Here is a 20,011-nt window from a genome sequence, read left to right as displayed (position 1 = left end):
CCGGTTTTGTTTTAAGGGCTTGCCCAAAACGCGCAGCCATCCTAGAACCTGCCTACCGGGCGGTTAGCTCAGCTGGTAGAGCGCCTGCTTTACACGCAGGATGTCGGCGGTTCGAACCCGTCACCGCCCACCAATCCATCTCCCAGAGTCAGCATTTAGACCGTTTAGCAAGTGCAAAATGGCATTTGAATGCGGCCTTGTTTGCTTGACAGGCCTTGGGGGGTGGATTACACCACGCCTACCCACGCGGGTGGCTGCGGGGGGGTGTAGCTCAGTTGGTTAGAGCGCCGGCCTGTCACGCCGGAGGTCGCGGGTTCGAGCCCCGTCACTCCCGCCATCCCGCCTGAGACCGATCGCCGAGCGAGGGGCTGGTGCGGTTGCGGGCGGGGGTGTCTGCGGTCTTTTGGTATGTTGCAGGAGGGGGTACCCGTTCGGCGCGTTCGCCAAAGTCGCTCATCCCACAGGTCGATCTCTTGCTTTGCAGCTCGGACACCGGCCGGTGACGGACGTGCGACGGCACGAAACGCCGGGGCTTCCTCCTGATTGGCACCTCTTGGTAGGGCAGGGACGATGGAAGCTTGGCTGCTCGAATATCTGCCGATCCTGATTTTCCTCGGCATCGCCATCGCGATTTCGGCGATCTGCGTCGGGGGATCTTGGATCGTGGCGCGCCAGAAACCCGACACCGAAAAGGCCACGGCCTATGAATGCGGCTTCGACGCCTTTGGCGACGCCCGTTCCCGGTTCGAGGTCCGGTTCTACCTCGTCGCCATCTTGTTCATCATCTTCGATCTGGAAGTGGCCTTTCTGTTCCCGTGGGCGGTCGCCCTGGGCAAGATCGGCATGTTCGGCTTCTGGTCCATGATGGTGTTCTTGGGCGTGCTGACCATCGGCTTCATCTATGAATGGCGAAAGGGAGCCCTGGAATGGGAGTGAACCCCGGCACCGGCGGCATTTTGTCGCCCGACCACGCGGCGGCGCTGCCTCCTGGCCCGGCCCAGGACGCGCTGCTTAAGGCCGTTACCACCGAGATTTCCGACAAGGGCTTCGTCCTGGCCTCTGTTGATGCCGTGGTCAACTGGGCCCGTACCGGCTCGCTTTGGCCCATGACCTTCGGTCTGGCCTGTTGCGCCGTGGAAATGATGCATGCGGGCTGTTCGCGCTATGACATGGACCGCTTCGGCGTCGTCTTCCGCCCCAGCCCGCGCCAAAGCGATCTGATGATCGTGGCTGGCACGCTGACCAACAAGATGGCCCCGGCTCTGCGCCGCGTCTATGACCAGATGGCCGAGCCGCGCTGGGTGATCTCCATGGGCTCGTGCGCCAATGGCGGCGGCTATTATCACTATTCCTACTCGGTGGTGCGCGGTTGCGACCGCATCGTGCCGGTGGATATCTATGTGCCGGGCTGCCCGCCCTCGGCTGAAGCGCTGATGTACGGCATCCTGCAGCTGCAGAAGAAGATCCGCCGCACCGGCTCCATCCTCCGATAGCGCCGAAGAGGGAAACCCCAAGATGACGCAAGCGCTGAAGGATCTGGGTGACTACATCGCCCAAGCCCTGCCCCAGGATGTGCTGGGAACCGAAGTCAATCGCTGTGACGAGCTGTCGCTCACCGTCAAGGCCGCCTCCATCGTCAAGGTGCTGAGCTTCCTGAAGGACGACGCGGGCTGTCTGTTCAAGCAGCTGGTGGATGTGTGCGGCGTGGACTGGCCGGGGCGCGAAAGCCGCTTCGACGTGGTCTATCACCTGCTGTCCATGAAGCATAACCAGCGGATCCGCGTGAAGGTCGCCACCGATGAGGAGACCGCCGTGCCGTCCGCCACCGCCGTGTTCAGCTCGGCTGGCTGGTTCGAGCGCGAAGTGTGGGACATGTACGGCGTGCTGTTCTCCGATCACCCGGACCTGCGCCGCATTCTCACCGATTACGGTTTCGAGGGTCATCCGCTCAGGAAGGACTTCCCGCTGACCGGCTATGTGGAGATGCGCTACGACGACGAGACCAAGCGCGTTGTCTACGAGCCGGTGAAGCTGACCCAGGATTTCCGCAGCTTTGACTTCCTGTCGCCCTGGGAAGGGCCGGGGATGCTGCCCGGTGACGAGAAGGCGAACTGAGATGGCCGAATCCCAGATCCAGAGCTACACCATCAATTTCGGCCCGCAGCATCCGGCGGCGCACGGCGTGCTTCGCCTGATCCTCGAGATGTCGGGCGAGGTCGTGGACCGCGCCGATCCCCATGTGGGCCTGCTGCATCGCGGCACCGAGAAGCTGATCGAGCACAAGACCTACCTCCAGGCGACACCCTATTTCGATCGCCTGGACTATGTGGGCACCATGAACCAGGAGCATGCCTTCGTGCTGGCCACGGAGCGGTTGCTGGGCATCGACATTCCGATGCGCGCCAAATTCATCCGCACTCTGTACGATGAGATCGGCCGCATCCTGAACCATCTGCTGAACGTCACCGCGTTCATCTTCGACGTGGGCGGCATGACTCCGCTGCTCTACGGCTTCGAAGAGCGCGAGAAGCTGATGGAGTTCTACGAGCGTGTCTGCGGTGCCCGCCTGCACGCCAATTACTACCGTCCGGGCGGTGTCGCCGCCGATCTGCCCAATGGTCTCCTGGAAGACATCGCCGAGTGGTGCGAGACCTTCCCGGCTGTGCTGGACGACATCGAGACCCTGGCCACCGACAACCGCATCTTCAAGCAGCGTGTGGTCGATATCGGCACCGTGACCGCCGAGCAGGCCCTGGACTGGGGCTTTACGGGACCCAATCTGCGCGCTTCGGGCATCGCCTGGGATCTGCGCAAGGCGCAGCCCTACGAAGTCTACGACCAGATGGAATTCGACATTCCGGTGGGCAAGAACGGTGACGGCTACGACCGCTATCTGGTCCGCGTGCTGGAAATGCGCGAATCCATCAAGATCATGAAGCAGTGCATCGCCAAGATGCCTGGCGGCCCGGTCCGAATCGAGGACAACAAGGTCACGCCGCCCAAGCGCGCCGAGATGAAGACCTCGATGGAATCGCTGATCCATCACTTCAAGCTGTTCACCGAGGGCTTCCGCGTCCCCGTTGGCGAGACCTATACCGCCATCGAGGCGCCCAAGGGCGAGTTCGCCGTCTATCTGATCGCCGACGGCACCGGCAAGCCCTATCGCTGCAAGATCCGTCCGCCGGGATATGTACACCTGCAGGCGCTGGACATGATGTCCAAGGGACACATGCTGGCCGACGTGGTGGCCAATATCGGCTCCATCGACATCGTTTTCGGCGAGATCGACCGATGAGCAATCACTCCTACGAACCGGAAAGCTTCGCTTTCACCCCCGAATACCTGGAGAAGGCCAAGGTCTTCATCGCCAAGTATCCCGCTGGCCGCCAGCAGAGCGCGGTGATGCCGCTGCTGGATCTGGCTCAGCGCCAGGAAGGCTGGGTCAGCCGCGCCGCCATGGAAGTCATCGCGGAGATGCTGGACATGGCCCCCATCCGGGTGGAGGAGGTGGCGACCTTCTACACCATGTATAACCGCAAGCCCGTGGGCACCTTCCACGTCCAGGTCTGCACCAATCTGCCCTGCATGCTCAGGGGCTCCGACGAAGTGGTGGCCGCCGCCAAGGCCGCGCTGGGTGTCGAGTTCGGCGAGATGACCGCCGACGGCAAGTTCACCCTGTCCGAGGTGGAATGCCTGGGCGCCTGCGTCAATGCGCCCATGATGCAGATCAACGACGACTACTACGAGGACCTTTCGGCCGAAACCACCAAGGCGGTGCTGGAAGCCTTCAAGCGGGGCGAGACGCCCAAGCCCGGTCCCCAGAACGGTCGTCAGTTCTCGTGCCCGGCAGGTGGTCCCACCAGTCTGACCGAATTGAAGTTCGAGGGGGGGAAGGCCTGATGCTGCGCGACTCCGATAGGATCTTCACCAACCTCTACGGCTTCCACGACTGGCGCCTGAAGGGTGCCCAGTCGCGCGGCGACTGGGACAATACCAAGGCGATCCTCGACAAGGGCCGCGACTGGATCATCGAAGAGATGAAGAATTCCGGTCTGCGTGGCCGCGGCGGCGCGGGTTTCCCCACCGGCGTCAAGTGGTCGTTCATGCCCAAGACCGAGGGGCCGCGCCCCCATTATCTGGTCATCAACGCCGACGAAGGCGAGCCCGGCACCTGTAAGGACCGGGAAATGATGCGTTTCGATCCGCATAAGCTGATCGAGGGCGCGCTGATCGCCTGTTTCGCCATCGGGGCGCATGCCGCCTATATCTATATCCGTGGCGAGTTCGTCCTTGAGGCCGAGCATCTTAACACCGCCATCGCCGAGGCGCGCGCCGCCGGTCTGCTGGGTCCCAACGCCTGCGGTTCGGGCTGGGATTGCGAGGTCTATGTCCATCGCGGTGCCGGTGCCTATATCTGCGGCGAGGAATCGGCGCTGATCGAAAGCCTGGAAGGCAAGAAGGGCCAGCCCCGCTTGAAGCCGCCGTTCCCGGCCGGTGTGGGCTTGTATGGCTGCCCGACCACGGTGAACAACGTGGAATCCATCGCGGTGGCGCCCACCATCCTGCGCCGTGGCGCCGCCTGGTTCTCCGGTCTGGGCAAGCCCAACAATACCGGCACCAAGGTGTTCTGCATCTCCGGCCATGTGAACACGCCGTGCAATGTGGAAGAAGAGATGGGCATCCCCCTGAAGGATCTCATCGAGAAGCATGCAGGCGGTGTGCGTGGCGGCTGGGACAATCTGCTGGCCATCATCCCCGGCGGTTCGTCGGTTCCCATGCTGAACAAGCAGCAGTGCGAGGAAGTCACCATGGACTTCGACGCCCTGCGCGCCATGCGTTCGGGCCTTGGCACCGCTGCCGTGATCGTCATGGACAAGTCCACCGATCTGGTCCGCGCCATCCACCGTCTGTCGCGCTTCTACTGGCATGAGAGCTGCGGCCAGTGCACGCCGTGCCGCGAGGGCACCGGCTGGATGAGCCGCATGATGGGCCGCATGGTCACCGGCGACGCCGAGTTGTCGGAAATCGATCTGCTGGAGGAAGTCTCCCGCCAGATCGAAGGCCACACCATCTGCGCCCTCGGCGATGCCGCCGCGTGGCCGATCCAGGGCCTGATCCGCACCTTCCGTCCCGAGATGGAGCGCCGGATCAAGGAACGCCAAGCCAAGACCCACGCGGCCTGAGAAGAGAGAAGACCCAATGCCCAAACTGACCATTGACGGCAGGGAAATCGAAGTCGAGGCCGGGACGACCATCATCCAGGCCGCCGACCAGCTCGGCATCGAGATTCCCCGCTTTTGCTACCACGAGCGTCTGGCCATCGCGGGCAATTGCCGCATGTGCCTGGTGGAAGTGGAAAAGATGCCCAAGCCGGTGGCGTCCTGCGCCATGCCGGTGGGCGAAGGCATGGTGGTGAAGACCAACACGCCGGGCGTGCGCAAGGCGCGTCAGGGCGTGATGGAATTCCTGCTGCTCAACCATCCCCTGGATTGCCCCATCTGCGATCAGGGCGGCGAGTGTGACTTGCAGGACCAGGCCATGGCCTATGGGTCCGACAAGAACCGCTGCAAGGAAGGCAAGCGCGCCATTCCGGACAAGGATTACGGTCCGCTGGTCCAGACCATGATGACGCGCTGCATCCAGTGCACCCGCTGCGTCCGCTTCATCTCCGAGATCGCTGGCACGCCCGTCCTGGGCGGCCTGGGCCGGGGCGAGCATCTGGAGATCGGCCGCTACGTCAATGCGGCGGTGTCGTCGGAATTGTCGGGCAATCTCATCGATCTGTGCCCGGTGGGCGCGCTGACCAACAAGCCGGCCAGCTATACCTACCGCGCCTGGGAGCTGAAGAAGACCGAGAGCATCGACGCCATGGACGCGCTGGGCTCGAATATCCGGGTGGACACCCGCGGCAACGAGGTCATCCGCATCCTGCCGCGAGTCGCCGAGGACGTGAACGAGGAATGGCTGTCCGACCGCTCGCGCTTCGCATGCGACGGTCTGAAGCGCCAGCGCCTCGACAAGCCCTATGTGCGTAAGGACGGCAAGCTGGTCCCCGCCACCTGGGCCGAGGCCTTCGCCGCCATCGCCGCCAAGGTGAAGGCAGCCGGAACCAAGATTGCCGCCATCGCCGGTGATCAGGCCGATGCCGAGACCATGGTGGCCTACAAGGATCTGCTGGCCGCGCTGGGCTCCCAGGCCATCGACTGCCGCCAGGACGGCGCCAAGCTGGACGCCAGCGTGCGCGCTTCCTACCTGTTCAACAGCAGTGCTGCCGGGATCGAAGAGGCCGACGCCCTGCTGATCATCGGCTCCAATCCGCGCAAGGAAAATCCGGTCCTCAACGCCCGCATCCGCAAGCGCTGGCAGAAGGGCGGTTTCAAGGTGGCCCGCATCGGCCATAAGGGCGACCTGACCTACAAGTACGAGCATCTGGGCGATGACGCCGCCATTCTCAAGGCCGTGGCCGATGGCAGCCATCCCTTCTTCGAGGTTCTGAAGAACGCCAAGAAGCCCGCCCTGATCCTCGGCCAGGGTGCCCTGTCGCGTGCCGATGGTGCGGTGATCCTGGGGCTGGCCCGCAAGCTGGCCGATGCCGCTGGTCTGATCAAGGACGGCTGGAACGGCTTCAACGTGCTGCACACGGCGGCCGCCCGCGTCGGTGGTCTGGATCTCGGCTTCGTGCCGGGCCAGGGCTGGCGCGACGTGGATCACATCGTCGACGGCGCCCATAAGGGCGATATCGCGGTGGTGTTCCTGATCGGTGCCGACGAGGTGGAGATGAAGGCCCTGGGCGACGCCTTCGTGGTGTATCAGGGCTCCCACGGCGATGCCGGGGCGCATCGCGCCGACGTCATCCTGCCGGGTGCCGCCTACACGGAAAAGAGCGCCACCTTCGTCAATCTGGAAGGCCGCGCGCAACAGACCCGTCTGGCGGTGTTCCCGCCGGGCGAGGCCAAGGAGGATTGGCGCATCGTCCGCGCCCTGTCCGAGGAACTGGGCAAGACGACCTTGCCCTATGACTCGCTGAAAGCCGTGCGCGAGCGTCTGGCCAAGGCCAGTCCGGTATTCGCCGCCATCGGCTCCGTCACCCCCGCCGCCTGGGGCGCCGCGTTCGGCGCCGAGGGCAGCCTGGAGAGCGGCGCCCTGGTGAGCAATATCGACAATTTCTATCAGACCGACCCGATCAGCCGCGCCTCCAAGACCATGGCGGAATGCACGGCAGCCTTCGGCGGTGGTTGCAACCACAAGCACAAGAAGACGGGGACCCATGGTTGACCTTCTGACCGGGCTGCTGCCCCCCTTCGTGTGGCGTCTGCTGATCATCGTTCTGCAGATCGTCGCCATCGTCCTGCCGCTCCTGATCGCGGTGGCTTACCTCACCTATGCCGAGCGCAAGGTCATCGGCGCCATGCAACTGCGCAAGGGACCCAACGTGGTTGGACCCTTCGGCCTGCTGCAGCCCATGGCCGACGGCCTGAAGCTGTTCGTCAAGGAGACGGTGCTGCCGACCTCCGCCAATCGCGCGGTGTTCGTGGGCGCGCCCATGCTCACCTTCTTCCTGGCCCTGGTGGCCTGGGCGGTGATCCCCTTCGACAAGGGCTGGGTGCTGTCCGACATCAATGTGGGCGTGCTCTACCTCTTCGCCATCTCGTCGCTCGGCGTCTACGGCATCATCATGGCGGGCTGGGCGTCCAACTCCAAATACGCCTTCCTGGGCGGCCTTCGATCGGCGGCGCAGATGGTGTCCTATGAAGTTTCCATCGGCTTCATCCTGATCTCGGTGCTGCTGACCGTGGGTTCGCTGAACCTGTCGGACGTGGTGATGGCCCAGAGCAAGCTGTGGTTCGTGGTTCCCCACTTCCCGCTGTTCATCTTGTTCATCATCTCCGGTCTGGCCGAGACCAATCGCGCCCCCTTCGATCTTCCCGAAGCGGAAGCCGAGTTGGTGGCGGGCTACAACGTCGAATATTCGGCCATGACCTTCGCCCTGTTCTTCCTGGGTGAATACGCCAACATGCTGATGATGGGGGCCATGACCTCCATCCTGTTCCTGGGCGGCTGGATGGCTCCTCCGTTCCTGGGCTGGCTGCCCATTCCCGGTCTGATCTGGTTCGTGCTTAAGATCTGCCTGGTGATGTTCGTCTTCCTGTGGGTGCGTGCCACCTTCCCACGTTATCGCTATGACCAGCTGATGCGTTTGGGTTGGAAGGTGTTCCTGCCGTTCTCGCTGTTCTGGCTGGTGCTGACCGCAAGCGTTCTGACCGCTTTCGGCTGGCTGCCGAACCAGGGTTAAGGAGAGAAAAGCGATGTCGTTCCTCGACCGCACCGCGCGCGCCTTTCTGCTGACCGAGCTCGTCCAGGGCTTGGCGCTGACGCTGCGCTATATGTTCAAGTCTAAGGTGACCATCAACTACCCCTATGAAAAGGGGCCGTTATCGGTCCGCTTCCGGGGCGAACACGCCCTTCGCCGTTATCCCAACGGGGAAGAGCGCTGCATCGCCTGCAAGCTGTGCGAGGCCATTTGCCCCGCCCAGGCCATCACCATCGAGCCCGAGCCTCGGCCCGATGGGTCGCGCCGCGCCCGGCGTTACGATCTCGACATGACCAAGTGCATCTATTGTGGTTTGTGCCAGGAGGCCTGCCCGGTGGACGCCATCGTCGAGGGGCCGAACTTCGAATACGCCACCGAGACCCGGGCGGAACTCATGTACAACAAGTCCAAGTTGCTCGCCAACGGCGACCGCTGGGAGGCCGAGCTGGCCTTCCGCATCGCCGCCGACGCGCCTTACCGGTGACGGGAGACCATCCATGTTCACGGCTCTGATCTTCTACATGTTTGCCGCCATCGCGGTGGCAAGCGGCGTGATGGTGATCTCATCGCGCAATCCGGTGCATTCGGTGCTCTGGCTGATCCTGGCGTTCTTCAACGCGGCGGGCTTGTTTCTGCTGCTGGGCGCCGAGTTCCTGGCCATGGTGCTGGTGATCGTCTATGTGGGCGCCGTCGCGGTGCTGTTCCTGTTCGTCGTGATGATGCTCGACATCAACATGGTGGAGTTGAAGGAAGGCTTCCTGCAATACTTGCCCACTGGCGCTCTCATCGCGGTGGTGTTGCTGGTGGAACTGCTGGCCATGTTCGGCGGCTGGGCCTTCGCGCCCGATGTGGAGGCCATGATCAAGGCGCCGACGCCGACGCTGGACCAGGCGTCCAACACGGTGGCGCTGGGCAAGCTGATCTATACCAACTACGTCTACCTGTTCCAGGCCTCGGGTCTGGTGCTGCTGGTTGCCATGATCGGCACCATCCTGCTCACCCACCGCAAGCGGACCGGCGTCAGGAAGCAGATCATCGCCGATCAGGTTGGCCGCTCGCGCGACTCGGTCGAGCTCAAGAAGGTCCAGTCGGGGAGGGGCATCTGATGTTCGAGATCGGTCTGTCCCACTATCTGGCGGTGGCCGCCATGCTGTTCACGCTGGGCGTGATGGGCATCTTCCTGAACCGCAAGAACGTCATCATCATCATGATGTCGGTCGAGCTGATGCTGCTGGCCGTCAATATCAACTTCGTGGCGTTCTCGTCCTATCTGAACGATCTGGTCGGTCAGGTCTTCGCCATGTTCGTCCTGACCGTGGCCGCGGCGGAAGCCGCCATCGGCCTGGCCATCGTCGTCGTCTTCTTCCGTAACCGCGGCTCCATCGCGGTGGAAGAAATCAGCCAGCTCAAGGGGTAAGCGGATGATCACTGCAACCGTATTCCTGCCGCTCCTTGGCGCCCTTGTCGCAGGCCTGTTCGGCCGCTTCATCGGTGATCGCGGCGCGCAGATCGTCACCTGCACCCTGCTGGTGACCTCGGCCGTGCTGGCCGGGCTGATCTTCCAGAAGGTCGCCTTAGGCGGCGAGGCCCAGACCGTGGTGGTCGCCGAGTGGATCCGCTCGGGCACCATGGCCGTCAACTGGTCGCTGAAGGTCGATACCCTGACCGCCGTGATGCTGATCGTCGTCACCTGGGTGTCGGCGGCCGTGCACATCTACTCGGTCGGCTATATGAGCCACGACCCCTCCATCTGGCGCTTCCAGAGCTATCTGTCGCTGTTCACCTTCGCCATGCTGATGCTGGTGACTTCGGACAATCTGGTGCAGATGTTCTTCGGCTGGGAAGGCGTCGGTGTCGCCTCCTATCTGCTGATCGGCTTCTGGTACGAGAAGCCCTCGGCCTCGGCCGCCGCCATCAAGGCCTTCGTGGTCAACCGTGTGGGCGATTTCGGCTTTGCGCTCGGCATTTTCGGCGTCTACTTCCTGTTCGGTTCGGTGGGCTTTGACGCCATTTTCGCCGCCGCTCCGGAAAAGGCCAATGCCACGGTGAACTTCTTCGGCGGCCAGTGGCACGCCATCACCATCTGCTGCCTGCTGCTGTTCGTGGGCGCCATGGGCAAGTCGGCCCAGTTGGGCCTTCACACCTGGCTGCCCGACGCCATGGAGGGCCCGACCCCGGTTTCGGCCCTGATCCATGCCGCCACCATGGTCACCGCCGGCGTCTTCATGGTCGCCCGCATGAGCCCGCTGTTCGAATTCTCGGACACCGCGCTGACCGTGGTGACCGTGGTGGGCGCGGCGACCGCCATCTTCGCGGCGACGGTGGGTTGCGTGCAGAACGACATCAAGCGGGTGATCGCGTACTCCACCTGCTCGCAGTTGGGCTACATGTTCTTCGCCATCGGCGTGTCGGCCTATCAGGCCGCCATTTTCCACCTGATGACCCACGCCTTCTTCAAGGCTCTGCTGTTCCTGGGCGCCGGTTCGGTGATCCACGCCATGAGCGACGAGCAGGACATCCGCCGCATGGGCGGCATCTGGAAGCACGTCAAGGTCACCTGGGTTCTGATGTGGATCGGTTCCCTGGCCCTGGCTGGCGTGCCCTTCTTCGCTGGCTACTATTCCAAGGACACGATCCTGGAAGCCGCTTGGGGCTCGCACACCATCGCGGGGCAGGGCGCTTATTGGCTCGGCTGCTTCGCTGCCTTCCTGACCGCCTTCTACTCTTGGCGCCTCCTGCTGCTGACCTTCCATGGTCGTCCCCGTGCGGACGAGCATGTGATGGCCCATGTGCATGAGAGCCCGGCCGTGATGCTGATTCCGCTGCTGTTCCTGGCCACTGGCGCCCTGTTCGCCGGTTGGGCGGGCTATGACATGTTCGTCGGCCATCACCAGCACGACTTCTGGCGTTCCGCCATCCTGGTCACCGAGGCTCATCCCTCGCTGGAGAACGCGCACCATGTGCCGTCCTGGGTGGCTTTGCTGCCCACCATTGTGGCGGTGTCGGGCATCGCGCTGGCCTATCTCTTCTACGTATTCGCTCCGGGACTGCCGGGGGCTCTGGCCAATGCGTTCCAGGGCGTCTACCAGTTCCTGCTGAACAAGTGGTACTTCGACGAGCTGTACGACATGCTCTTCGTGAAGCCCGCCTTCAAAATCGGCCGCGGTCTGTGGTTGGGTGGTGACGGCGCGCTGATCGACGGCGTCGGTCCGGACGGCGTGGCGGCGGCGACCCGCGCGGTGGCGGCCAAGGTGGCGCGCGCCCAGAGCGGCTACCTCTACCACTACGCCTACGCCATGCTGATCGGGGTGGCGGCCTTCGTCACCTGGTACATTTTCAACGCGCGCTGAGGACGAGGAAGACGCCCCATGAACGACTGGCCCCTTCTCTCGCTGACCACGTTCCTGCCCCTGGCCGGAGCGCTGTTCATCCTCACCATCCGCGGCGAAACCGAGGTGGTGGCGCGCAATGCCCGTAATGTGGCGTTGCTCACCTCCATCGCGACCTTCGTGGTCTCGCTGTTCATCCTTGCGAAGTTTAACGGCGCCTCGCCTGACTTCCAGCTCAAGGAAACCGCCCTGTGGTTCCCCGGAACCACCGTCACCTATTCCATGGGTGTGGACGGCATTTCCATGTGGTTCGTGCTGCTCTCCACCTTCCTGACCCCCATCTGCATCCTGGCCGCCTATGGCAGCGTGGAGAAGCGGGTCAAGGAGTACATGGTGGCCTTCATGATCCTCGAGACCATGATGATCGGCATGTTCTGCGCGCTGGATCTGGTGCTGTTCTACATCTTCTTCGAGGCCGTCCTGATCCCGATGTTCATCATCATCGGCGTCTGGGGCGGACAGCGTCGGGTGTATGCGGCGTTCAAGTTCTTCCTGTACACCCTGCTGGGATCGGTTCTGATGCTGATCGCCATGCTGGTCATGTACTTTGATGCCCACACCACCGACATTCCGTCGCTGATGGCGCATTCCTTCCCCTTCAAGATGCAGCTTTGGCTGTGGCTGGCCTTCTTCGCCTCCTTCGCGGTGAAGGTGCCCATGTGGCCGGTGCACACTTGGCTGCCTGACGCCCACGTCGAGGCCCCCACCGGCGGTTCGGTGATCCTGGCCGGTGTGCTGTTGAAGATGGGCGCCTATGGCTTCATCCGCTTCTCCATCCCCATGCTGCCGGATGCGTCGGTGTACTTCACACCGTTGATCTACACGCTCTCCATCGTCGCGGTGATCTACACCTCGCTGGTGGCCCTGGTGCAGGACGACATGAAGAAGCTTATCGCTTATTCCTCCGTCGCCCATATGGGTTACGTCACCATCGGCATCTTCTCCATGACCACCCAGGGCGTGGAGGGCGCGGTGTTCCAGATGCTGTCCCACGGCATCGTGGCCAGCGCCCTGTTCCTTTGCGTCGGCGTGATCTACGACCGCATGCACACCCGCGAGATCGCCCGTTACGGCGGTCTGGCCTCGCGCATGCCCATCTATGCCGTGGTGTTCATGGTCTTCACCATGGCGTCGGTGGGCCTGCCGGGCACCGCTGGGTTCGTGGGCGAGTTCCTGGTGCTGATGGGCGTGTTCCAGGTCAATACCTGGGTGGCGTTCTTCGCCGCCACCGGTCTGGTCCTGGGCTGCACCTATATGCTCTACCTCTATCGCCGGGTGGTGTTCGGCCGCCTGACGCGGGAGGACCTGAAGGGCATCCTGGACATGACGCCTCGCGAAATCGCGGTGTTCGCGCCCTTGATCGTCCTCACCATCTGGATGGGTGTCGCTCCCGGCACCTTCCTCGAGCCGATGCATGCATCGGTGACCAAGCTGATCTCCAATTACGAGCTAGCACGGGCCGCCCATGAGGGCCTGTCGCTGGCTGCCCGCTGAGGGGGACCTAAGACGTGATCAAGACTCTCGACCTCGTCCCGGTCCTGCCGGAAATCTTCATGGCAGTGGCCGGTCTGGCCCTGCTGATGCTGGGCGTGTTCCGTAAGGAAGACAGCACCAAGTCGGTGTCCGTCCTGGTAATCCTGGCGCTTGGCGCGGCCATGGTGCTGGTGTCGTCCTTGGGCGGCGACCGGCTGACGGCCTTCAACGGCCTGTTCGTGGCCGACCGCTTCGCCGGTTTTGCCAAGGGATTGGTGCTGGTGGCCTCGGCCATCGCCACCGCCATGTCGCTTCCTTATCTGGAACGCGAGAAGATCGGCCGCTTCGAATATCCGGTGCTGGTGCTGTTTTCCACGCTGGGCATGATGATGATGATTTCGGCCAACGATTTCATCGCCCTCTACCTGGGTCTGGAACTGCAGAGCCTGGCGCTCTACGTTCTGGCCGCCTATAACCGTGACAATGCGCGCGCCACCGAGGCGGGCCTTAAGTATTTTGTGCTGGGCTCGCTGGCCTCGGGCCTGCTGCTCTATGGCGTCTCGCTGATCTACGGCTTTGCGGGCACCACCTCGTTCGAGACCCTGGCCAACCTGTTCTCGGGCGGCCATGAACACCCGATCAAGCCCAATATGGGCATCATCGCCGGTCTGGTCTTCATTCTGGCCGGTCTGTCGTTCAAGGTTTCGGCGGTTCCCTTCCATATGTGGGCTCCCGACGTTTACGAGGGCGCGCCGACGCCGGTGACCTCGTTCTTCGCCGTGGCCCCCAAGATCGCCGCACTGTGCCTGCTGGTCCGGGTCATGACCGGCCCCTTCGCCGATCTGGTGGAGCAGTGGCGTCAGGTGGTGACCTTCATCGCCATCGGCTCCATGTTCGTTGGCTCCTTCGCCGCCGTGGTTCAGACCAATATCAAGCGTCTGATGGCCTATTCCTCCATCGGCCATGTGGGCTTCGTCCTGGTGGGTATCGCCGCCGGTACGACGCTGGGCATCCAGGGCGTGCTGATCTATCTCGCCATCTATCTGTTCATGAATGTGGGCGCCTTCGCGGTGATCCTGTCCATGCGCCAGAAGGGCCGGATGGTCGAGGGCATCGATGATCTGGCAGGCCTGTCCAAGACCCATCCCATGATGGCCTTTGTCATGGCGGTTCTGATGTTCTCCATGGCGGGCGTTCCGCCGCTGGCCGGGTTCTGGGGCAAGTTCTACGTGTTCATGGCCGCCATCGAGTCGGGCCTTTACACCCTGTCCATCCTGGGTGTGCTGTCCTCGGTGGTGAGCACCTATTATTATCTGCGCATCGTCAAGGTCATGTATTTCGACGAGCCGACCGAGGCCTTCGACAAGCCGGTGGGCACCTCCATGACCCTGGTGATGGCGGTTTCCACCCTGGTGATCCTGGCCTTTACCCTGATCCCGGCTCCGCTGGTGACCAGCGCCAAGGCCGCCGCCCAGGTTCTGTTCCCGGCGGCTGGATGATCAGCGAAACTCTGCCGGCGCCGTTCAGCCATCTGGGGCTGAACAGCGTCGGCAGCACCAACGACGAAGTGAGGCGGCGGGTCCAGGACGGCTCCGCCGCCGATCTTTTGGTGGTGACGGCCAAGCGCCAGACGTCGGGGCGCGGACGCAGAGGCCGGGTGTGGGAGAGCCCCGAGGGCAATCTCCACGCTTCCTTCGCCATCCGCGTCGAGCGTCCCCTGGCCGAGGCGGCCCAGATCGGCTTCGTGGCGGCGCTGGCCCTGGCCGAGGCCCTTGACGAACTGGTGCCGGGTCACGATGTGCGGGTCAAATGGCCCAACGACGTCCTGGTCGATGGGCGCAAAGTGGCGGGCATGCTGCTGGAGAGTGTCGGCGACGGCTGGCTGGTGTTGGGCATCGGCGTCGATGTGGAGTGCCGTCCAGCGCCCTCGGAGACGCTCTACGCCACCATCGCGCTGGCGGAACTGGGCTATGGTGGCGATAGTATGGTCGTGTTAGGCGCGCTTTGCCGCCATTTCGGCCCCTGGCTGGATCTGTGGCGGGCCGAGGGGTTCGCACCCATCCGGGCCGGGTGGCTGCAATGGGCGCGGGGTCTGGGCGAGGCGGCGCTGGTCCGTCTGGAGGCCGAGACCCTCTCGGGCGTGTTCAAGGGCCTGGACGAGGAGGGCGGACTGCTCCTCGATCAGGGCGAGGCCGGAATCCGTCGGGTTCTGGCCGGTGATGTGTTCTTTCCGGGATTGTGACGGAGCTTTTCCATGCTGTTGGCCATCGATTCGGGCAACACCAATATCGTCTTCGCGGTCTATGACGGCGACACCCTGCGCGGTGAGTGGCGCGCCTCGACGGATTCCGAGCGAACCGCCGATGAATTAGGGGTGTGGCTCACCCAATTGCTGACCATCGAAGGCCTGAACCGCCTGGACATCTCGGCGGCGATCATCGCCAGCGTGGTTCCGGCCATGGTCTTTGGCCTCAAGACCCTGTGCCGCCGCTATTTCAAATGCGAGCCGCTGGTGGTGGGCGACGAGGGCGTCGATCTCGGCCTGTCCATTCTGCTCGATCGTCCCGAGGAAGTGGGCGCCGACCGTCTGGTCAATGCGGTCGCGGCGCATAAATACTATAAGGGGCCGCTGATCGTTATCGATTTCGGCACGGCCACCACTTTCGACGTGGTGGATGATGTGGGCAATTACTGCGGCGGCGCCATCGCCCCCGGTATCAATCTGTCGCTGCAAGCCCTACATATGGCCGCCGCAAAGCTTCCACGCGTCGCCATCGGGCGGCCGCGCAACGTGATCGGGAGGGCGACGGTGCCGGCCATGCAATCGGGTATTTTCTGGGGCTATGTCGGCCTGATCGAGGGGCTTGTGAAGCGTATCAAGGAAGAATTCGGCTCAGACATGCTGGTGCTGGCCACCGGTGGTCTGGCGCCGCTGTTCGCCGAGGCGACCAAGGTGATCAACGCCCTGGATGCCGATCTGACGCTGCGGGGCCTTTTGGAAATCCATCGCCGGAATTCGGCTCCGGTGCAGGGATGAGCGAGGGAGAGCTCACTTTCCTGCCGCTGGGGGGCGTCGGCGAGATCGGCATGAACCTGGCGGTCTATGGTTACGGCGGCAAGTGGCTGATCGTCGATTGCGGCGTGTCCTTCGGTGACGAGACCATGCCCATGGTCGATGTTGTGATGGCCGATCCCACCTGGATCGAGGAGCGCCGGGACAAACTGGTGGGCATTGTTCTGACCCATGGTCATGAAGACCATCTGGGCGCCGTGCAATATCTTTGGGACCGCCTGCGCTGTCCCGTCTGGGCGACGCCGTTTTCGGCCTCGATCCTGAAGAACAAGCTGCACGAGACCGGCCTGCATACCCAGGTGCCTCTCAACGTAGTTGAGCTGGGCTCGCGCTTCAAAGCCGGTCCCTTCGAGATCGAAATGATCTCCATCACTCATTCCATCCCCGAGCCGAATCTGCTGGCCATCCGCACGCCCTTGGGCACGGTTGTCCATACCGGCGACTGGAAGTTCGATCCCGATCCGCTGCTGGGTCTTGCCACCGATACCGAGGCTCTGCGCCGGGTGGGCAAGGAGGGCGTTCTGGCCCTGATCGGCGATTCCACCAATGTTTTCACCAAAGGCCATTCCGGCTCGGAGTCGGAAGTGCGCGGCAGCCTGATCGAGTTGCTGGGGCGCTTTGACGGGCGCATCGCCGTGTCGTGCTTTGCCACCAATGTGGCGCGTTTGGAAAGCATTGCCGTGGCGGCCATGGCCAATGACCGCTCTGTCGCTTTGGTGGGCCGCTCGCTCTGGCGCATCGACAAGGCGGCGCGCGAAAACGGCTATCTCGCCGATCTGCCGCCGTTCCTCACCGAGCATGATGCCGCCTATCTGCCCAAGGACAAGGTGGTCTATATCTGCACCGGCAGCCAGGGCGAGCCCCGCGCCGCCCTGGCCCGTATCGCGTCCGGCGATCACCCCCATGTGAAACTGGGCAAGGGCGATGTGTGCATCTTCTCGTCGCGCATCATTCCCGGCAACGAGAAGGACATCTACCGGCTTCAGAATGATCTCGTCCGTCTGGGCGTCGAGGTGGTGACAGAGAAGGACGAGTTCGTCCACGTCTCCGGCCATCCGGCGCGCGAGGAGATGGAGGAGATGTATCGCCTGCTGCGGCCCCGTTTCGCCGTTCCCGTCCATGGCGAGGCCCGCCACCTGCAGGAGCATGCCCGTCTGGCGCGGTCCATGGGGGTGGAAGAGGCGATAGAGACCTGCAACGGCACCATGCTGCGTCTGGCTCCCGGCCCGGTGGAGGTGGTGGACCATGTCCCCACGGGCAAGCTCTGTGTCGATGGGCCGCGTATCGTGCGCATCGATTCCGAGATTCTGCGCAACCGCCGCCGCATGGTGTTCAACGGCTCGGCGGTGGTCACCGTGGTGCTGGACAAGTTCGGCAAGCTGCTGAATGATCCGCAACTGACCGCGCTGGGCCTTCTGGATGCCGCCCATGAGGCGGAGGAGCACGACACCGTGGTCGAGGCCGTGCGTGACGCCATCGAGGAATTGCCGCTGAAGGTGCGCAAGGATGACGGCGTGGTGCGCGAGGCCGCCCGGCTGGCGGTGCGCCGCTCGCTGCGCGACACCCACGGCAAGAAGCCCATCACCGACGTGCATCTGGTGAGAGTCTGAGTCACCAAACCGTCACCGTTCCGACACGGAAGAGTCCCGCTTGGTCCCTATGATCCCGGCGGAAATGATTCAGTCGAGGACATGACCGTGACTCAGGATAGCGCAACCGCTGCCATAGACGGCTTTCGGCCCCTTTCCTGGGGGCGTCTGACGGCAGGTGAACTGCCGTTTCTGGCCGCTTTGCCCATTCGCGGGCGGTTTGTCCTGCTGGTCATTCTGGCGCTGGTCGCCTCGGTGGTGTTCGGCAGCGTCTATCTGGCGGCGGGCCAGCGGATCGAGGCCATGCTGCAGGCTCAGGATTCCTACCGCCGCCTCAACGATCTGGCCGGGGATGTGCGCGCCCGCGCGGCGGTGGCCCAGAACCTGATGGAAGTGTTCGCCCGCGAACACGAGGCTGGCGTGGCTGACGAGTTGAAGCGCGACCTCGCCCTTATCCGCCAGCGTCTGGATTCTGTGGCCGAGTTGTCGGCGGGCGGTCCCATGGCCCAGGCGGTGGGCGAAGCCCAGGTCGGTGTCGAGTCCATCGACCGTTCCTTTGCCGTGCTGGAAGGCGACATGGCGCGTCTGGGACTGACGGCGCAATCGGGCTTGCGGGCCAAATTGACCGAATCATCGCGCGCGGTGGAGCGCGAATTGGCCATGTGGCCCGCCTCGGCGCCGCTTTCGCTGGCCATGGCCCGGATGCGCCTTGCCGAGCGGGATTTCATGCTGGACGGCCAGGCCGATGCCTTGGGGCGGCACCGGGCCGCCGCCGGGCAGTTGGATCTGGCGCTCGATTCCTCGGCCCTGCCCAATTCCACCCGCGACGACCTGCGGCGATTGACCTCCACCTATGGGGAGGATCTCAAGGGCTTTGCCGAGGGCACGTTGGCGGTGCGAACTGAACTGGCCGAAGTGCGGGCCGGATTCCAGGCGCTTCAGCCAGTGATGCAGCGCGTCCTTGCCTATGCCCGCGAAGGTATGGCCGAGGCCATCGCCGCCCAGGAAGCCGAACGCCGCGCCACCGGGCGTCAGGTCGCCTTGGTGGGGATCCTGGCCGGGTTGTCGTTTCTGGCCGCCTGCCTTGTGATCGCCCATTCCATCACCCGCCCGGTGCGGCTGATCCAAGACGCCATGGAGCGTCTGTCCCATGGCGATCACGGCATTGCCGTGCCCGGCACCAACCGCCGCGACGAGATCGGCGACATGGCCCGTGCCGTGGGCGTGTTCAAGGAAAACGCCATCGCCATGGTGCGGCTGCAGGAGGAGCAGCACTCCATCCGCGCTCAGGCCGATGCGGCCAATCGGGCTCATCTGGTGGCTTTGGCCGACGGTTTCGAGCAGGCGGTGAAAAGTACTGCCCATCTGGTGGCCTCCAATGCGGTGGGAATCCGCGATACGGCCGAGCGCATGACCTCGGGAGCGGACAAGGGCAAGAACAGCGCCATGGCCGTGGCCGAGGCCGCCCGGCAATGCCGCGCCACGGTACGCGCGGTCGCCACGGCGACGGCCGAATTGGGCGGCTCGGTGCGCGAGATTTCGGACAGCGCCGAGGGCGCCGCCGCCATCGCCCAGGATGCGGTGGGCCGCCTGAGTGCGACCACCGACCGGATCGAGAGCCTGTCGGAGGTCGCCGGTCGGATCGGCCGGGTGGTGACCATGATCGAGGAGATCGCCCAGCGCACCAACATGCTGGCGTTGAACGCCACCATCGAGGCGCAGCGGGCGGGCGAGGCCGGACGGGGATTTGCCGTGGTGGCGGACGAGGTGAAGCATCTGGCTCTTCAGACGGCCCGCTCGACCCGTGAAATCGCCTCCCAGGTGGCCGAGATCCAGGGCGCCACGGCGGATACGGCCTCGGCCATCGACGGGATCGGAGAGGCCATCTGGCGCATGGACCGCATCGCTGGCGAAGTGGCCCATGCGGTCGCCCGGCAGCGGGAGGTGACCCGTCGGATCGAACTCTGCGTTGAAGAGATGGACGGCGATGCCGCCGTGGTTGGAGACGGCGTGGCCTCGGTGACTCAGGCGGCTGTGCGCTATTGCGCGGCGGCCATCCGGGTCATCTGGGCGGCCAAGGATCTGGCACGCCCGGCCACGGCCTTGAATGATGAGGTGGAATCCTTTCTGTCCACGGTCAGGCGATAGCCCCTTGCCCATGGCGGCCGGTTTGATA

At 63.8% G+C, this 20,011-nt stretch carries 18 protein-coding genes and 2 tRNA genes; all 20 read left to right on the top strand.

Annotated elements, in window-relative coordinates; translation table 11 throughout:
• The first annotated feature begins 57 nt into the window (after positions 1–57).
• The 20 genes from CCC_RS12020 (at position 58) to CCC_RS11925 (ending at position 19,983) form a co-directional block, all read left to right on the top strand.
• A tRNA-Val gene (locus CCC_RS12020) sits at positions 58–133 on the top strand.
• Between the two features lie 127 nt (positions 134–260).
• Positions 261–337 (top strand) — tRNA-Asp (locus tag CCC_RS12015).
• 233 nt (positions 338–570) lie between these two features.
• Positions 571–936, top strand: coding sequence for an NADH-quinone oxidoreductase subunit A (locus tag CCC_RS12010; protein WP_009867777.1), 366 nt, complete (start codon positions 571–573; stop codon positions 934–936).
• Positions 927–1,493, top strand: coding sequence for a NuoB/complex I 20 kDa subunit family protein (locus tag CCC_RS12005; protein WP_008617503.1), 567 nt, complete (start codon positions 927–929; stop codon positions 1,491–1,493). Before CCC_RS12010 ends, CCC_RS12005 begins: the two co-directional genes overlap by 10 nt.
• 22 nt (positions 1,494–1,515) lie before the next feature.
• Entirely contained in the window at positions 1,516–2,115 is a 600-nt protein-coding gene (locus CCC_RS12000; RefSeq protein ID WP_009867775.1) for an NADH-quinone oxidoreductase subunit C, read from the top strand.
• Between the two features lies 1 nt (position 2,116).
• On the top strand, positions 2,117–3,295 hold the full coding sequence (locus CCC_RS11995; protein WP_009867773.1) for an NADH-quinone oxidoreductase subunit D: 1,179 nt from the start codon (positions 2,117–2,119) through the stop codon (positions 3,293–3,295).
• On the top strand, positions 3,292–3,900 hold the full coding sequence (gene nuoE / locus CCC_RS11990; RefSeq protein WP_009867772.1) for an NADH-quinone oxidoreductase subunit NuoE: 609 nt from the start codon (positions 3,292–3,294) through the stop codon (positions 3,898–3,900). Before CCC_RS11995 ends, nuoE begins: the two co-directional genes overlap by 4 nt.
• Positions 3,900–5,183, top strand: coding sequence for an NADH-quinone oxidoreductase subunit NuoF (nuoF, locus tag CCC_RS11985; RefSeq protein ID WP_009867771.1), 1,284 nt, complete (start codon positions 3,900–3,902; stop codon positions 5,181–5,183). Before nuoE ends, nuoF begins: the two co-directional genes overlap by 1 nt.
• Positions 5,184–5,199: 16 nt before the next feature.
• A complete protein-coding gene (gene nuoG, locus CCC_RS11980; protein ID WP_041041594.1) occupies positions 5,200–7,275 on the top strand; it encodes an NADH-quinone oxidoreductase subunit NuoG in 2,076 nt (691 codons plus the stop codon).
• Positions 7,268–8,293 (top strand): NADH-quinone oxidoreductase subunit NuoH, encoded by a 1,026-nt coding sequence (gene nuoH, locus CCC_RS11975; protein WP_041041592.1) that lies wholly within the window; start codon positions 7,268–7,270, stop codon positions 8,291–8,293. The genes nuoG and nuoH overlap by 8 nt, the downstream gene beginning before the upstream one ends.
• A 13-nt stretch (positions 8,294–8,306) precedes the next feature.
• Positions 8,307–8,795 (top strand): NADH-quinone oxidoreductase subunit NuoI, encoded by a 489-nt coding sequence (gene nuoI / locus CCC_RS11970; RefSeq protein WP_009867456.1) that lies wholly within the window; start codon positions 8,307–8,309, stop codon positions 8,793–8,795.
• A gap of 13 nt (positions 8,796–8,808) precedes the next feature.
• The gene (locus CCC_RS11965) at positions 8,809–9,417 is read left to right on the top strand and encodes an NADH-quinone oxidoreductase subunit J (RefSeq protein WP_041041590.1); all 609 of its coding nucleotides are present in this window, start codon (positions 8,809–8,811) and stop codon (positions 9,415–9,417) included.
• Positions 9,417–9,728, top strand: coding sequence for an NADH-quinone oxidoreductase subunit NuoK (nuoK, locus tag CCC_RS11960; protein WP_009867459.1), 312 nt, complete (start codon positions 9,417–9,419; stop codon positions 9,726–9,728). Before CCC_RS11965 ends, nuoK begins: the two co-directional genes overlap by 1 nt.
• 4 nt (positions 9,729–9,732) lie before the next feature.
• Entirely contained in the window at positions 9,733–11,661 is a 1,929-nt protein-coding gene (nuoL, locus tag CCC_RS11955; protein ID WP_009867460.1) for an NADH-quinone oxidoreductase subunit L, read from the top strand.
• An 18-nt stretch (positions 11,662–11,679) separates the two neighbouring features.
• Entirely contained in the window at positions 11,680–13,194 is a 1,515-nt protein-coding gene (locus CCC_RS11950) for an NADH-quinone oxidoreductase subunit M (RefSeq protein ID WP_041041589.1), read from the top strand.
• Positions 13,195–13,253: 59 nt separating this feature from the next.
• Positions 13,254–14,672: an NADH-quinone oxidoreductase subunit NuoN gene (nuoN, locus tag CCC_RS11945; protein ID WP_052473200.1), complete on the top strand. Its 1,419-nt coding sequence runs from the start codon at positions 13,254–13,256 to the stop codon at positions 14,670–14,672.
• Entirely contained in the window at positions 14,669–15,415 is a 747-nt protein-coding gene (locus CCC_RS11940) for a biotin--[acetyl-CoA-carboxylase] ligase (RefSeq protein ID WP_009868520.1), read from the top strand. The genes nuoN and CCC_RS11940 overlap by 4 nt, the downstream gene beginning before the upstream one ends.
• Positions 15,416–15,427: 12 nt before the next feature.
• Positions 15,428–16,210: a type III pantothenate kinase gene (locus tag CCC_RS11935; RefSeq protein ID WP_009868519.1), complete on the top strand. Its 783-nt coding sequence runs from the start codon at positions 15,428–15,430 to the stop codon at positions 16,208–16,210.
• A complete protein-coding gene (locus tag CCC_RS11930) occupies positions 16,207–17,856 on the top strand; it encodes a ribonuclease J (RefSeq protein ID WP_009868518.1) in 1,650 nt (549 codons plus the stop codon). The genes CCC_RS11935 and CCC_RS11930 overlap by 4 nt, the downstream gene beginning before the upstream one ends.
• Before the next feature lie 81 nt (positions 17,857–17,937).
• Positions 17,938–19,983, top strand: coding sequence for a methyl-accepting chemotaxis protein (locus CCC_RS11925; protein ID WP_041041587.1), 2,046 nt, complete (start codon positions 17,938–17,940; stop codon positions 19,981–19,983).
• Positions 19,984–20,011: the final 28 nt, after the last annotated feature.

The organism is Paramagnetospirillum magnetotacticum MS-1 (assembly GCF_000829825.1).
GTDB lineage: Bacteria > Pseudomonadota > Alphaproteobacteria > Rhodospirillales > Magnetospirillaceae > Phaeospirillum > Phaeospirillum magnetotacticum.
Note: the sequence above shows the minus strand (reverse complement) of the source record. Positions and strands in the feature narration are given on the sequence as shown.